General features: G+C 53.0%; 13 protein-coding genes. 7 read left to right on the top strand and 6 right to left on the bottom strand.

Annotated features, from left to right (window positions below):
* Window positions 1-17: 17 nt before the first annotated feature.
* The 5 genes from MHI42_RS19200 (at window position 18) to MHI42_RS19180 (ending at window position 6,252) form a co-directional block, all read left to right on the top strand.
* Window positions 18-935, top strand: coding sequence for an ABC transporter permease subunit (locus MHI42_RS19200; protein ID WP_042132828.1), 918 nt, complete (start codon window positions 18-20; stop codon window positions 933-935).
* A 36-nt stretch (window positions 936-971) separates the two neighbouring features.
* Window positions 972-1,856, top strand: coding sequence for a carbohydrate ABC transporter permease (locus MHI42_RS19195; protein WP_042132829.1), 885 nt, complete (start codon window positions 972-974; stop codon window positions 1,854-1,856).
* A gap of 52 nt (window positions 1,857-1,908) precedes the next feature.
* Window positions 1,909-4,242 (top strand): helix-turn-helix domain-containing protein, encoded by a 2,334-nt coding sequence (locus MHI42_RS19190; RefSeq protein ID WP_342420385.1) that lies wholly within the window; start codon window positions 1,909-1,911, stop codon window positions 4,240-4,242.
* Window positions 4,243-4,260: 18 nt separating this feature from the next.
* Window positions 4,261-5,391: a glycoside hydrolase family 88 protein gene (locus MHI42_RS19185; protein ID WP_342424767.1), complete on the top strand. Its 1,131-nt coding sequence runs from the start codon at window positions 4,261-4,263 to the stop codon at window positions 5,389-5,391.
* 117 nt (window positions 5,392-5,508) lie between these two features.
* Complete coding sequence (locus tag MHI42_RS19180) at window positions 5,509-6,252, top strand: class I SAM-dependent methyltransferase (protein ID WP_342420384.1); 744 nt, start codon at window positions 5,509-5,511, stop codon at window positions 6,250-6,252.
* Between the two features lie 67 nt (window positions 6,253-6,319).
* Here MHI42_RS19180 and sigJ read toward each other — a convergent pair whose 3' ends face one another.
* Entirely contained in the window at window positions 6,320-7,183 is an 864-nt protein-coding gene (gene sigJ / locus MHI42_RS19175; protein WP_342420383.1) for an RNA polymerase sigma factor SigJ, read from the bottom strand.
* A 289-nt stretch (window positions 7,184-7,472) separates the two neighbouring features.
* Between sigJ and MHI42_RS19170 the strand changes: the two genes are divergently transcribed.
* A complete protein-coding gene (locus MHI42_RS19170) occupies window positions 7,473-7,952 on the top strand; it encodes a carboxymuconolactone decarboxylase family protein (protein ID WP_342420382.1) in 480 nt (159 codons plus the stop codon).
* Between the two features lie 71 nt (window positions 7,953-8,023).
* On the opposite strand, the gene MHI42_RS19165 is transcribed toward MHI42_RS19170, so the two are convergent.
* The 5 genes from MHI42_RS19165 to MHI42_RS19145 all read right to left on the bottom strand — a co-directional run bounded on the left by MHI42_RS19165 (window position 8,024) and on the right by MHI42_RS19145 (window position 14,190).
* Entirely contained in the window at window positions 8,024-8,851 is an 828-nt protein-coding gene (locus tag MHI42_RS19165) for a carbohydrate ABC transporter permease (RefSeq protein WP_042132834.1), read from the bottom strand.
* A gap of 12 nt (window positions 8,852-8,863) precedes the next feature.
* Entirely contained in the window at window positions 8,864-9,745 is an 882-nt protein-coding gene (locus tag MHI42_RS19160) for a sugar ABC transporter permease (protein WP_342420381.1), read from the bottom strand.
* Window positions 9,746-9,979: 234 nt separating this feature from the next.
* On the bottom strand, window positions 9,980-10,783 hold the full coding sequence (locus tag MHI42_RS19155; RefSeq protein ID WP_342420380.1) for a response regulator: 804 nt from the start codon (window positions 10,781-10,783) through the stop codon (window positions 9,980-9,982).
* Window positions 10,784-10,810: 27 nt separating this feature from the next.
* Window positions 10,811-12,583: a histidine kinase gene (locus MHI42_RS19150; protein WP_342420379.1), complete on the bottom strand. Its 1,773-nt coding sequence runs from the start codon at window positions 12,581-12,583 to the stop codon at window positions 10,811-10,813.
* A 275-nt stretch (window positions 12,584-12,858) separates the two neighbouring features.
* Complete coding sequence (locus tag MHI42_RS19145) at window positions 12,859-14,190, bottom strand: extracellular solute-binding protein (RefSeq protein WP_256703811.1); 1,332 nt, start codon at window positions 14,188-14,190, stop codon at window positions 12,859-12,861.
* 289 nt (window positions 14,191-14,479) lie between these two features.
* On the opposite strand from MHI42_RS19145, the gene ald reads away from it, so the two are divergent.
* Window positions 14,480-15,613, top strand: coding sequence for an alanine dehydrogenase (gene ald / locus MHI42_RS19140; protein ID WP_342420378.1), 1,134 nt, complete (start codon window positions 14,480-14,482; stop codon window positions 15,611-15,613).
* Window positions 15,614-15,658 lie beyond the last annotated feature (45 nt).

Genomic DNA, 15,658 nt, shown 5'->3' with positions numbered 1-15,658 from the left:
AGGAAAGGAGGGAGACTATGCCGCAGAAGTTATCTCTGGTATGGATGAATTATAAAAAGAACAAAGCGATCTACTGGATGGCACTCCCGGTTGTATTGTATTTTCTGGTATTTAAGTATTTGCCGATGTATGGTGCGGTGATCGCTTTTAAGGAATATACCGTCGGTAAAGGAATTTGGGGCAGTGATTGGGTGGGGCTGCAGCATTTCCGCGATTTTTTCCAGAGTTATTATTTCTGGCGGATTCTCAAAAACACGCTGGTCTTAAGCTTCTATCAGCTGCTGTTCGGATTCCCGGCTCCGATCCTGCTCGCGCTGCTGCTCAATGAGCTCAGGCATGAAATGTTCAAGCGCACGGTGCAGACCGTCTCTTATATTCCCCACTTTATCTCGATTGTGGTCATTTGCGGAATGGTGGTCGATTTCTCGTCCCGCGACGGGCTGTTTAATTCTATAATTGTTTTCTTTGGCGGGCAGAGCAGCGCACTGCTGAGTGATCCGGGTAATTTCCGTACGATCTATACTGCATCTTCGGTCTGGCAGGAGCTGGGGTTCTCGACGATTATCTATCTGGCTGCGCTAAGCGGTATTAATCCTGAACTCTATGACGCCTCTAAGGTAGACGGGGCCAGCCGGATGCGCCAGGTATGGCATATCACCCTGCCGGGTATTATTCCGATGATTGTTATTCTCCTGATTCTGCGTGTGGGCGGACTGATGGAGATCGGCTTCGAGAAGGTCATTCTGCTCTATAATCCGAACATCTATGATACAGCGGATGTCATATCTACCTTTGTCTACCGCAAAGGGATCAGTGAGAGTGCCGAGTTCAGCTATACTACTGCCGTCGGCCTGTTCCAGTCGGTGGTCAACTTCATTCTGCTCATTGGCGCCAACCGGCTGTCCAAAGCGGTATCTGACAACAAGCTGTTCTAGAGCCGCTTCACCAGGAAGACAAAGTGAGGGATTCCCATGAAAATTAAAAGAACCATAGGAGAACGGCTGTTTGACAGTGCCAATACGCTGATCATGCTCCTTCTCATCATCATCACCCTGTATCCGCTGTGGCATGTGCTGAATGCATCGTTAAGCGACTCTAACCGGCTGATGGCCCATAGCGGGCTGCTGCTGCTTCCGGACGGGTTCAATCTGGACAGCTACAAGCTGGTGCTGAGCAATCCGAGCATTCTCTCCGGCTACAGGAATACGGTTGTGATCGTGGTGCTGGGTACGGCGCTCAATCTGCTGTTCACCATTCTGGGTGCATATACCCTGTCCCGCAAAAGCTTCATGCTCCGCAATCCGATCATGCTGGCCATTGTGTTCACCATGTTCTTCAACGGCGGGATTATTCCCACCTATCTGCTGATTAACAATACGCTGCACATGGGGAACAACCTGATGGCGCTGATTGTACCGGGACTGGTCAGCAGCTATAATCTGATCATTATGCGTACGGCCTTCCAGGAGATTTCCGAGAGTCTGCTGGAATCAGCGAGAATTGATGGTGCGGGAGAGGTACGAATTCTCTGGCGGATTGTGGTACCCTTATCCATGCCGGTAATTGCGGTTATGATTCTATTCTACGGAGTGTCCCACTGGAACTCCTGGTTCAGCGCCATTCTGTATATCCGCGACCGTAATCTGTACCCGCTTCAGCTGATATTGCGGGAAATTCTAATCCAGAACAGCACGGATTCAATGACTACCGCAGCGGCTATGGGGGATAAGGAAGCGATCGGAGAAAGTGTGAAATACGCAACGGTAATGGTGGCTACGCTGCCGATTCTCTTTATCTATCCATTTTTACAGAAGTATTTTGTGAAAGGCGTCATGATTGGCGCGATCAAGGAATAACCCGGGGCCCTATGCGGATTACACCATCATCATGAACAAGAGGAGGAGAGCCATGAAGAAGAAAAGCATCCTGCTGTCCTGGAGCCTCTCTTATCTGGTCATCCTGCTCATTCCGGTCACCATCGGTGCGGCCGTATTTGCGGAGTCCCGCAGTCTGCTGGAGGAGGAGGTTAGCCGCTCCAACAGGGTCCTGCTGTCCCAGGTACAGGAGACGATCGACAGCCAGATTGGAGATATCAGCAGCATCAGCAGCCAGCTGATGGCCGATTCCCAGCTGAGCAGCTTCATTAATCACGCCTCCGAACAGGATGCCAGGTGGCGGCTGATGGGACTGGAGCTGATTAAGAACCTCAAATCGATCCGGATCGGGAATGGATTGATTCGTGAATTGTACATCTATGTGAAATCTGCAGATGTGGCACTGTCCTCCTCATCGCTTGTCTCGAAGAACCTGTTGTATGAGATCTATTATGAGGGAACCGGGGTGAGCGAGCAGGAGTGGACCCGGCTAATGCAGGATTCGGACGAGAGCCTATTCCGCAAAATGAAGGTCTTCAGCGAGGACCGCCGTATTGAGGAGACGCTGGTCTACCTGCAGCCTTTTCCGATCCAGCTGTCCGGTAACAGTCCGGCCACCTTCGTGGTTACCCTGGACCCGGAACGGTTTCAGCAGGCGATCAACAATGTGCGTCTGGAGCAAGAGAGCATCGTGTTCATACTCGACCGGGACGGGCGTACGTTATTCTCTACCGGGACAGTTGAAACCCCTTACACGATACACAGCTATTTGCTGCAGAATAAGAATAGCGGAAGACGGACGGGAACGGCAGACTGGAACGGGGAATCGGTGACGGTCTCCCAGATCTCCTCTAACGTGCAGGACTGGCAATATGTCTCCATCGTTCCCACGCGCATTTATGCCAAGAAGCTGATGGTGATCCGCAACATCACATTCACCGGCGTGGCGGCTGTCCTGCTGCTGGGCGGTGTGGCAGCCTGGTGGTTCACCCGGCGTAATTACCGCCCGCTTGGCCGGATTATGAGTATCATTTCCGATAAAGTCAAAGGGAAGCTGGAGCAGCCGGATGATGAATTCGGTATTCTGCAAACGGTGTTGACCCGGGCCTGGGAAGAGCAGGATCAGTTCGCCAGCAGGCTGAAGGAGCAGCAAATGACGGTGCGCAGCAGCTTCCTGGCAAGGCTGCTGAAAGGGCGGGTGCAGCCGGGAGCAGGGTTTGCTGCGGAGCTGGAACGCCTTGGCATCTGTTTTGACAGCGACTCCTTTGCCGTATTGCTGGTGCACATCGAGAATTATGAAGGGCTTTTCCGTACCCGGGCACCTGAGGACAAGGAGAAGAAGCGCCAGTTCGTCCACCTGATTCTGTCCAATGTGCTGGAGGAACTGATGGGCTCGGCTGGTCCTGTCTATTCCGCTGAAATGGACGGGCGGATCGCCTTCCTGGTCAATATCCGGGGGGATGCCGGGGAGGCCGTCCCGCAGCTGATCCATGCCGCCGGGGAGGCGCAGCATTTCATCCATTCACGCTTCCTCATCTATTTCTCGGTCGGAGTCAGCAGCGTCCACAAGTCCATTGCTGAGATTTCGGCCTGCTTCCAGGAGTCAGAGGAGGCGCTGGAGTACCGGCTGATTCTTGGCATCGGCCAGATTATTGACCAGCACAGGATCCGGCAGCCCAAGGAGGAGCTCTATTATCCGCTTGATCTGGAGCGTCAGCTTGTCAATTATATCGCTACAGGTAATTATGCCCGCTCTACTGAGGTCATGAACGAAATTCTGATGACCAACTTTGCCGGGGAGCCCTTGTCTGTAGAGCTGGCCCGCTGCCTGATGTTCGAGCTGATCGGCACCATGCTGAAGGCAACGGAGCAGCTCAAGACCGATGACCTGAAGGAACCGGCCGGGCGCAATGAACTGGTCCGCCAGCTGTTTGCCTGTGAGACCTTTGAGGAGATTGAGGCCGGACTGCTGCATATTCTGGAGACGGTCTGCCAAATGGTGCATGAACGCAAGCGTTCCCATAATACCGAGCTGAAGGATCAGCTCCTGGAATTCATTCATGAGAATTACGCTGACGTTAATTTGGGGCTGACCCATATATCCGAACGGTTCCGGTTCCATCCTACGTATGTCTCCAAGTATTTCAAGGAGCAGACCGGCACCAATGTTATCGACTATATCAACCAATACCGGATAGAAGAGGCCAAGAAAATCCTGCAGCAGGATGAATTGACCGTGCAGGAGGTATCCGAGCTGGTTGGCTTCCTGAACAGCAATTCCTTCATCCGTGTGTTCAAGAAATACGAAGGGATCACTCCCGGCCAGTATAAGCAGAACAGCCGGCTGATCCAGCAGGGCAATCTATGAAGAGGAGCAATGTCTGATATGTGGCAAAAAGCGATTGAAGACGCACTTGGCGTAACCAAACGGAATATCCTGAGATTCGGGGACCGGTTTCCCCATGTGAGTACCGATGGTGAGCATTACACGCTGAATGACAATACGGAGTGGACGGCGGGCTTCTGGTCCGGCATTCTCTGGCTGTGCTCTGAATACAGCGAGGACCCGGTCTACCGCGAACAGGCGCTAAGAGCCGTCCGTAGCTTCCGGCACCGCATGGACCATAAGATCATTTTTGATCATCATGATATAGGCTTCCTCTATTCTCTGTCCTCCAAAGCCCAGTGGATCATTGAGCAGGATGCCGGGGCGGCGCAGCTGACGCTGGAGGCGGCGGATATGCTCATGAAGCGCTGGCGCGAAGCAGCCGGCTTAATTCAGGCCTGGGGGCCGGAGGGCGATTCCGTTAATGGCGGCCGGATTATTATCGACTGTCTGCTCAATCTGCCGCTGCTGCTCTGGGCGCATGAGCATACAGGCGTGGCCTCTTACCGGCGGGTGGCTGAGCTGCATGCCCGCAAAGCCCGCCGCTTCCTGGTGCGCGGCGATGGCTCGAGCTATCACACCTTCTATTTCGACCCGGCCACCGGAGACGCGATCCGCGGCGGAACGCATCAGGGCTATGGTGACGGCTCGACCTGGACACGCGGGCAGGCGTGGGGCATCTACGGCTTCGCCTTAATCAGCCGTTATCTGCAGAGCGCGGAAATGCTGGAAACGGCGAAGCAGCTGGGCCGTTATTTCGTGTCCGGGCTGCCGGAGGATGGGGTGGCTTATTGGGATTTCGATGCCCCTGTGGGACCGGACACGAAGCGGGACAGCTCCGCCTCGGCGATTGCCGCCTGCGGACTGCTGGAGATTGCCGCTCAGCTGGGTGAAGCAGATCCGGAATACCGGTTCTTCCGGGAAGCGGCGGAGGCAGCAGTGAGAGCACTGGCGGAGCACTATTCCACCCATGGCAGCGGGGAAGCGGAAGGCCTGCTGAAGCATGGCTCGTATTCAGTCAGGGCCGGCGATTCGCCGGATGATTACACGATCTGGGGCGATTATTATTATCTGGAGGCGCTAATGCGGCTGGAGCGGGGTATTCCGGGGTACTGGTATGAGCGGTCCTGACAAATCCCAGCTATGTGGGATGGCGGTTTCGGGGTGCAGCCTTGATAATGAACCAATATTCATTATCGGGGTTGACCGGCCTGTTCCGGTCAGAGAGCCGATTCCGGAGGGGATGTAATGAAAGACAGCATAAGCAGTACAGGTAGCTCAGTCAGCTCAGCCAGTCCCTGGGAGCAGGCGGATGCGGATCAATATGTTCAGAATATAAGCCGCAAAATCCCCGGCTATCAGCTGCAGTATGATCTGATGGATACGCTGATAACAGCTTTGCTTGATAAGCGGGAGAATCCCGAGCTGCTGATTGTTGGAGCTGGCGGAGGGCAGGAAATTCTGAGTTTGGGCTGGAAGCATCCTGATTGGATCTTCAGCGGGCTGGATACTTCGCAGGGAATGCTTCTGGCCGCTGAACAACGGCTTGGTGCAGCGGGTCTGATGGACAGAGTGCGACTGTATCATACGGAGATAGGTTCCTGGAATTGTAGCAGACAGTACGATGCTGCGGCCTGCATGCTGGTGCTGCATTTTGTGAAAGGGCGGGAGAACAAGCTGGCGCTGCTCCGTTCCATTGCCGGGCGGCTTAAGCCGGGAGCGCCGCTGTGTCTTTCCGCAATCAACGGGGAGCCGGCTTCCCCCGCATGGCGGATTCAGATGGCAGGCTGGAGGCTGCATATGCTGGGTAACGGCATTGAACAAGAACAGTGGCAGGCCTTCGAGCAATCGTTCGGCGTGACCTCGCATCCGCTTCCGGCCGAAGAGATGGAACGGCTGCTGCGGGAGGCCGGGTTCACGGTAATTTCACGGTTCTTCGGTTCCTATCTGATTGACGGCTGGGTGGCCGTGAAGGCACCGGACAATGCGTGACCTGAACGAGGTTCGTTACTAGTTGGAGTCCACAGGGGGCGGGGGCTTCCGGAAACCGTTACCCGCCCTAACTCCCGGCACACTGCAGCTTATCCGGATTGCGGACAATATATAAATTCCGGATCAGATTGCCCCGGATATGCAGAAGGCCTATCGTATGAACACCTTCGTCCGAGCGGAGGATCAGGCCGGGCTGTCCGTTAATCCGGCCAGTTTCAATAGCCACCTCACCATTAATTGTAGCTGCCCCGCGGAAAGGCCCCATCAGGAAGCGGGCTACAAGCTCGCGGGTGACTACCGGTTCGGCAGCAGCGCGTACTTTGCCTCCGCCGTCGGAGATCAGCTCGACTGCCGGATCAAGCATCGTCAGAAGCTGGTTCATGTTGCCCTGCTTCAGGGCGGCCAGGAACCCGTGCACCCATTCCTCTGTAGCCGCCTCCGGCTGGACAGGCTCCCCGGGGGTGAGGTCCATCTTGGCACTGGCCCGGCTGAAGAGCTTGCGGCAGTTCGGTTCGCTTTTATCGACCAATCCGGCAATCTCCTGATATTCAAAGCCCAGCGCTTCACGAAGTACAAACACAGCCCGCTCGGCAGGGGACAGCCGCTCCAGCAGGACAAGCATGGCATAGGATAAGAGATCATCCTGAACTACGGAGTCCATGGAATCCCCGTCTGTACCGGCAAGAGGCTCGGGCAGCCATTCGCCGAAATATTCCTCCCGCTGTCTGCGCGCAGATTTGTGCAGATCGCGGCAGCGGTTCGTGACCATTTTACACAGATAGGCTTTCGGTTCGGCCAGCCGCTCCGGCGGCACATCATACACCTTCAGGAATACGTCCTGAACCGCATCCTCGGCATCGGCGGCTGATCCGGTTAACTGGTAGGCAAGCTTAAACAATAGGTTCTTATACTGGGCATACAGCTCCTGCATAACGCCACTTCCAATCCTTTTATATAGTCAATCTAACTCCGCTATAATGTAGACAAAATAAAGAGGAGATGTGTGACAGGAGAGAGCGGGGATGCGTGAAGGTGCCTATTATTCATGGCAGGTACGTTCGAAAACTGCACCGGACAAAAAATCTGCTGCTGCATTGTCACAGAACGAATAGCTGTCTCGTTATATGTCCGAAGGGCGGAACAAGGCCGGAACAACCGGGAGGAAGACACGGGCCGGGCCGGACCTTAACTACAACCAGCCCAATAGGAGGAGTATAGTTATGGTACAACGTGTGAATTATATGCAGCAGTCCCCGGAGCTTTTCAAGAAATTTCTCGATTTCAGCATGGCGCTGAAGAACAGCTCTATTGAGGAGAAAATTGAAGATCTGGTGTCCATCCGGGCTTCACAGATGAACGGCTGCGGCTTCTGCCTGGACATGCATGTGAAGCAGGCCAAGATTAACGGCGAGAGTGAACTGCGTCTCTATCACATCTCTATCTGGCGGGAATCAACACTGTTCTCTCCGCGTGAACGGGCTGCACTTGCCTGGACGGAGGTACTGACCAAGCTGCCGGAGCACGGCGTGCCTGATGAGCTGTATAACCGTGTCCGTGGACAGCTGTCGGAGCAGGAAATCTCCGATCTGTCCTTCTCGGTTATGGCGATTAACGCCTGGAACCGGGTGAACGTGGGCTTCACCACCGTACCGGGTTCATCTGATGCGGCATATGGCTTGACCAAAGCCGGATTGTCATAACTGAAGAACAACTTAAAAGGAGCTATGCCACCGTACAATCTGTGGCATAGCTCCTTTATTTATAAGCGGGGTCAGCCCTTGACCGCTGAGCTGGCCACACCTTCAATAATGTATTTCTGGCCGAGCAGGAAGACGAGGATCATAGGAATGATTCCGGCTGTTGCAGCGGCCATCATGCCGTTGTAGTCGACATTGTTCTCCAGGATGAAATTCTGCAGCCCGAGCGGGACGGTGAACAGATCATGGTCAATCAGGAAGACGAGCGCATTCTCATAATCATTCCAGTGCCAGGAGAAGTCGATGATGGCCAGCGTGGCCAGCGACGGCTTAGCCATCGGCAGGATAATGCGCGAGAAGATACGGAAGTGGCCTGCGCCGTCGATGAAGGCGGCCTCCGAAATTTCATGAGGCACGGAGAGGAAGAACTGCCGCATCATGAATACGCCGAAGATGGTGAACATTCCGGGCAGGATCAGCGCCCAATGGGTGTTGTAGATGCCGGCCCAGTCGAACATGATGAATTTGGGTACGAACAGCACCTGCGGGGGAACCATCATCATGGACAGATAAACCATGAACATGGTGTTCCGCCCTTTGAACTCAATTCTGGCAAACCCATAAGCAGCCAAGGCGGACAAGGAAACGGCACCTATAGTGCTCAGAATAGCCACCTTAAGGGAATTCAGATAGTAAGGCACAAAGCTGCCCTGACCGGTCCAGACCTTAACATGATGGCTCCAGTTGAAATGGCTGGGAATCCACTGGACCGGATATTGAAAGACCTCGGCAGGTGTCTTGAATGAAGTGCTGATCATCCAGATGAAGGGTACAATCATGACGATGCTGAAGAACAGCATGATGAGTGTGGCAATGCTTTTGGTAACTACGGCTTTATTCATGTTCTCAGCTCCTTAGTAGTGAACCCAGCGTTTCTGGCCCAGCCATTGAATCACGGTGAAAATCAGAATGATCAGGAACAGGGCCCAGGAGACCGCTGAAGCATAACCCATTTCGTAATAGCGGAAGGCATTCTGATAGATGAACAAAGATAACACGGTGGTACTGTTTCCCGGTCCGCCCTGCGTGATCGCCTGAATGATGCCGAACTGCTTGATCGACATGATCAGTCCGGTAATCAGCAGCAGGAAGGTGGTCGGGCTGACCAGCGGCCACAGGATACTGCGGACTGTCTGCCAGGTGCGGGCACCGTCGATTTTGGCGGCTTCCAGCAGCTCGCCGGACACTTCCTGCAGGGCGGCGAGGTAGATGATCATGTTATAGCCGAGCATGAACCAGATCCAGATGATGTCAATCGCATACATGGAGGTTTCCATGGTGGACAGCCAGCCGGGCGGATTCGCGATGCCGACCGAGCGGAGAATGCCGTTAATCGGCCCGTTGTTCGGATGAAACAGCAGCATCCAGACAAAGGCTACAGCGACGCCGCTTGTAATATAAGGCATGAAGTACAGGGCGCGGAGCAGCTTTTTCAAATACACGGACCGGTTCAGCACAACGGCAACAATGAACGCCAGCCCGATCGATACCGGGACGGAGACCAGGAACAGCAGCGTGTTCTTGATGGCGATATAGAATACCTCATCCCCCAGCATCCGCCGGATGTTGGACAGCCCGATGAATTTGGTATGGGGACTCATAAACTTATAGTCTGTAAACATGAGATAGAAAGAATAGACGGCAGGTATGATGAAAAATAAAATCACGCCAATCATATTTGGCCCGATAAACAGATAGCCCAGGTACTGCTGCCGCTTCATCCAGGATGCCTTCACATAGCCCCACTCCTTTAGGTCTTTTGATTACTTTGATCACACTACAAGCATAACAAGCGATCTAAGAGGGGTTAAGGAACAAAACCAACGACTTCATGCTACAGAAATATACATTTGCTGAGTGGCGGAGGGCGGTGCGATCTTAGTTTTGTTCTATCCCGGTTCACAGCAAACAGCGGCATTCCCGGAAGGAAGGCCGCTGTTTAGGAGAGCTAAGCATTTATTGAAGCCAGGCTATATGCTTACGGATTCTGTATTGTGCCGCTGAGTATGCCGGTACTGGCTCGGCGTCTGCGCAGTGAGGCGTTTGAAGATTTTGATGAAATAGTTATCGTTGACGAAGCCAACCCGGTTGCCAATCTCGTATACCGGGAGATCGGAGTGGATCAGGAGCTGTATGGCCTGGTCCACCCTTATCTGATGCAGATAATGGATCAGGGTCTGGCCGGTTTTCTTTTTGAACAGGGTGCTGACATAATTCTCGGCCATCATGACATACTGGGACATCGACTTGACGGTAATATCCTCATCATAATGGGCATGCAGATACTGGAGGATCTTCTGGATCTCGGGATGGTTGGTGATCTCCTCATGGGGCAGCGGCGGTAGGGGAACAGCAGAACCGGACGGGCCCGCACTTACCTTGCGGTTCTCCTGGCTCTTCACCAGTTCATTATTGATCTTGCGCAGTGTGTCGCGCAGTGAATTCACACTCATGGACAGCTTCAGGATATAATTGGAGGCCCCGTATTCCATCGCCTGCCGTACATTCTCGAAATCGCTCATACAGGTAAGCATGACGAAGCGGGAATCGTAGCCCTCTTCACGGGTTCTGCGCAGCAGCTCGACACCATCCATCTCCGGCATGACAATATCCGAAATCACCAAATCGGGAGCATCCTGCCGGATCATCTCCAGCGCTTCTGCACCATTGCCCGCTTCTCCGCTGACAGTGAACCCGAGCTCTTCCCAGGCAATAATCTCGCGGACGCTCTCCCGTACAAAAACCTCATCCTCGACCAGCAGTACTTTCCACATATGTGATTCCCTCCCGTATAAATGCGCTTAAGCCGGATGTCCGTTGCCGTAAGGTGCAGACAATAGAAGCGGTATAGTGAAGCGGACGGTGACACCTTCCCCGGTGGAGAGAACCTCCAAAGTCCCCTCTTCGCGATAGAGCAGCCGCAGGCGCTCCTGAATATTGCTCAGCCCGATACCCGGACGCTTGCGCGGGACCTTGTTCAAACCTGCCTGCTCCATGCCTACGCCGTTGTCCTTGATCTCTACAATCAGCCGGTTCTCTTCGCGGTGCACGATCAGCTCAATCAGGCCGTTGCCGGGCAGTCTGCTGATCCCGTGAATAATGGCGTTCTCGACCAGCGGCTGGAGGCTGAGCTTGGGAACCAGCGCATACAGAACATCCTCATCGTAGCGGCAGGTTAATTCGAATTTGTGGGCGTAGCGGACCTGCTGGATATGGACATAAGCCTCTACAAGCTCTATCTCATCCTTCAGATGGATCAGGTCCTTATCGGTATTCAGACTGGCCTCCAGCAGCTTGCCGAGCGACAGGGTCATATTCGTAATATCCTCATTGTGCTCACGGATGGCAATCCATTTAATCGTATTCAGCGTGTTCAGCAGGAAGTGGGGATTCGTCTGGGCCAGCAGCATCTGGAAATGGACAGCCTCCTTCTGGCGCTCCTCGGCCTTCAGCTTCTGGATCAGCAGGTGAGTATCGTCAAGCATGGTATTGAAGGTCCGGGTCAGATCCAGGATCTCCCCGCTGAATTTATGCTCCGGCAGGCGGATCTTGAGGCTCTTCTGCACGGCCGCCTTCATCTTGTTCTGCAAATGGGACAACGGGCGTGTGATGGTCGTAGCAATCACGAAGGTCATCATCAGGAAGATGCTCGTCAGGACAAAGAACGTAAAAAAGTACTGCTGCTTCAGCCCTTCGATCTCCACGAACAGCACAGACAGCGGAATCCGGTTGACGATATACCAGTCCAGCGATTCCACATAAATGTAATTAATCAGCGAATTCGAATCCTTGTCGATAAAATACTGCTGTCCGGGCTGCCCGGCGAACCCTGCCTTCACCTTCGCAGATAAAAGACTGCCCGGAACGGACTGGGAGATATCCTCCCCCGAGCGGGTAATCAGGAAATACTGCTGCTCCAGATCCGACTGCTTATGAATGGAGCGCAGCCAGTACGTATAATCGATGCTGATCCGGGCCATTCCGTAAGGCTTGTTCCGGGCATCCTCCAGATAAGCGTACAAGGATAGAAGATAGGCACTGGTGGAGACATCGCGCAGCACGTAGTTGGTATCATTGGGCACCCAGTGATAAGAGCCGGTATTCATCTGGCCCCGGTCAAACCCGGGATTAGCCTTTAGTTCTGAGTAAACTAGAGAATCCTTAGGCGGATACGAGGTGTATGCGCTTTCAGATAAGTCCAGAATCATGAAATAGACCGAAGGATTGTACAGGAAGAAGCTGTTGTTCAGGTTCTTGAAAATATTCTCCATCAGCCGTTTATTCTCCAGCTCATTACGCTGTCCGGGATGGAGCAGCACGGACTTGACGGTGTCATCCTGCTTCAGGAACAGCAGCGTCTTGAAGGCGATGCTGATCTGATCCTCCAGCGTGCGGTACATCTGCTCCAGCTGGTAGTGGCTTTGCTGGCTGATTTTCTTCTGGACCAGCGTCTCAATGCGCTGGTAGTTATACATATTCAATGCGCCGAAGGGCAGCAGAATCAGGCATACAAAGGCGGTAAACAGGCGGTATTTCAATTTCTGGGGAATCAGAATTCGCATGAGCTTTGACACACGGCTGCACCTCCAAACACGATTGCACCTGCCCGGTCCGGGAGGATGAGGGTCTCTATGGTTTAGATTATAACATAATAAAAAAGCAGCACAGCCAATACCTTAAATTGCATGGTTTTGTTCCAGCGGGCACTGGTTGCCTGCTATAAATACATAGTTTTGTTCTATTGTGGGTGCTTGACAAAAAGAAAAGGAGGCGCCATTGTTCCTGCGGCAATCCTCCCTGGTTATACATGTGCTTTCTCAATTTTAACTTCTATTTCTTTTTCTAACTTCTACTTGTTCTGCTTCAAATACTCGTTATGCCGGGTTACCATGGCCTGCACCGTCTGATCCAGCGACTGCGAGTCGAGGAAGTATTTCTCGTATTCCTGTGAGCGCAGATCCATAACCTCCTGAGGCAGACTACGTACATAGGTCGGCGTCTGATTGTCGAACATGACATACATCAGGGAATCCAGATCGTAGGAATCGCTTTTGTCACCAATGAGACTTTTCACCGCATCATCCTGATTGGCATCCTTCGAGGCCGGCAATCTTCCGCCTGCTGCCATCGGTGACATGCCGCCATCGGAATACCATTTCAGGAATTCCCAGGCCGCTTCCTGTTTCTTGGACTTGGCATTAATGGAGATATAATCACCTAATCCCCCGCGGGACACATAATCATCCGCAGCTTCGGCAAGCCGGGGGACCGGCGCGAAGGCGATGGTGAAATCACGCGGGAAATCCGTGAAGTTATTCGAGCTGCGCAGCAGCCACGCCCCGATATTGAGCATCGGTACCTCTCCACTGAGGAAGACCTGCTCGACCGGCATTTTGGATGTCAATTGCTCGCCAAGCGGCGGTGTGGTCTTATCGTCCTTCATCATTCCGTTCAGCGTTTCCAGCCATTGCTTGACGAGCGGATGATCCAGATTGGAGGTGCCGTCAGCCTTAGTGTAGCCCTCCTGGGAGAGCACGGAGTCGATAGGGTCCACGAACGGCTCCATATTCTGAATGAATCCGTACTGGTCGCCGGTCTTCAGCTTCTTCGCATATTCACGCAGCTCATTCCAGGTCCATTCCTTCGGAACCGGCAGGTTCGCCGCGTCCAGGGCCTCTTTGTTCAAAGCGATGAAGAACGGACTTTTGGTAGTAGGAACGCCGTAATACTTGCCGTCAATCTTCCAGCTCTCGGCGTCAATGCCCATTTTCTCGTCGATGTTATAATCGGTAAAGGTACTGAGATCCAGCGCCAGACCCGATTCTACCCGCTTGGAGGCATGGGAAATCGTGTAGTTCACGAATAAATCTACATCCTGCCCGGTGATCATGGCCGTATCCAGCTTGAGATTCCCGTCGTCGTCGTTAACAAAGCGTACATATTCCACCTGAATTTCGGGATGCTCCTTGTTCCAATTATCAATGACCTCCTGCGGTCCGGATTCCGGCGGAACGCCGCCCCACATTTTGAGGGTTACCGGGCTTGCAGATGTTGCCCCATTGCCTTTGGCAGGGCTTTCATTATTGGCTGCAGATGAATTGCTGCTGTTACCGCAGCCTGTAGCCAGGCCCATTATAAGAACGAGTGATGTAATTCCGGCGATCCAGCGTGTTTTTTTCAAAAGCGACAACCTCCCTGTATAACTGTATAGGCTTGCAAATCAAGAATAGCAGATCGCAAAAATCCTCAGAAGTAACAAAAAACCTGAGAATATGGAACATAACTTTACATTTCACCGGCCGGATTCTGCTCTTGTGCAAGGAAACGTTCTATCTCACGGTTATATCATCCCATTGTGTAAAAACACAATCATGGCAGATATAGTTTTTCTTTTTACCCAAAATGCGGCAGGAAATCGTATGTTATGATTCTTTACATAAGAGATCCACACAAGACGGGAGCGAATAATAATGATTATTGGTGTACCTAAAGAAATTAAGAATAATGAAAACCGTGTAGCGATTACCCCTGCTGGAGTGGTAAGCCTGGTAGCTGATGGACATAAAGTACTGGTTGAAGCCGGAGCCGGCGCGGGCAGCGGATTCCTGAATGAAGAATATGCTGCAGCCGGAGCAGAACTGATTGCAGAAGCCGCTGCTGTCTGGGCTGCCGCTGAAATGGTTATGAAGGTTAAAGAGCCGCTCGAAAGCGAATATGGTTACTTCCGTCCGGGTCTCATTCTCTTCACTTACCTGCACCTTGCTCCAGAGCCTGCCCTTGCAGCTGCCCTGAAAGACAAGGGCGTATTCGCCATCGGCTACGAAACCGTAGTGGATGGACGTACACTGCCGCTGCTCACACCGATGAGCGAAGTCGCCGGACGCATGTCCGTGCAGCTCGGCGCACAGTTCCTGCAGAAGAACTACGGCGGACAAGGCATTCTGCTCTCCGGTGTTCCCGGCGTAAGCCGCGGCAAGGTTAGCATTATCGGCGGCGGTGTGGTAGGTACTAATGCAGCTAAAATGGCGATCGGCCTTGGCGCAGAGGTTACCATTGTTGACCTAAGCGCGGACAGACTCCGCCAGCTGGATGACATCTTCGGTTCACAGATCAGCACCCTGATCTCCAATCCATATAACATTGCCAAAGCCGTAGCTGAAGCAGACCTGCTGGTAGGCGCAGTGCTGATTCCAGGGGCTAAAGCTCCTAAGCTGGTTACTGAAGAAATGGTCAAAACCATGAAGCCGGGCTCCGTCATTGTAGACGTGGCTATTGACCAGGGCGGTATCGTAGAAACGATTGACCGTGTAACCACACATGATCATCCTGTATTCGAGAAACACGGCGTACTGCACTACTCGGTAGCGAATATGCCGGGTGCTGTAGCCAAAACCTCGACCATTGCTTTAACCAACGTTACGGTTCCATATGCGCTGCAAATTGCAAATAAAGGTGTGTTCCAGGCGATCGAAGACAATGCCGGCCTGAAGAGCGGTGTTAACGTAGCCAACGGGAAGATCACCTGCCAAGCCGTGGCAGAAGCTCTTGGGGAAGAGTACTTCACGGTAGAGAAAGCAGTAGAACAAGAGTTCACTCTGATCTAGCATATAGAGCTTACAGACTTACACAAGAGTAGAGGGGTACCACCT

The organism is Paenibacillus sp. FSL E2-0178 (assembly GCF_038593005.1).
In the GTDB taxonomy this organism is placed as follows: Bacteria; Bacillota; Bacilli; order Paenibacillales; family Paenibacillaceae; genus Paenibacillus_AQ; species Paenibacillus_AQ phytohabitans.
The sequence above is the reverse complement of the archived record's forward strand: the minus strand, read 5'-3'. Positions and strand labels throughout refer to the sequence as shown.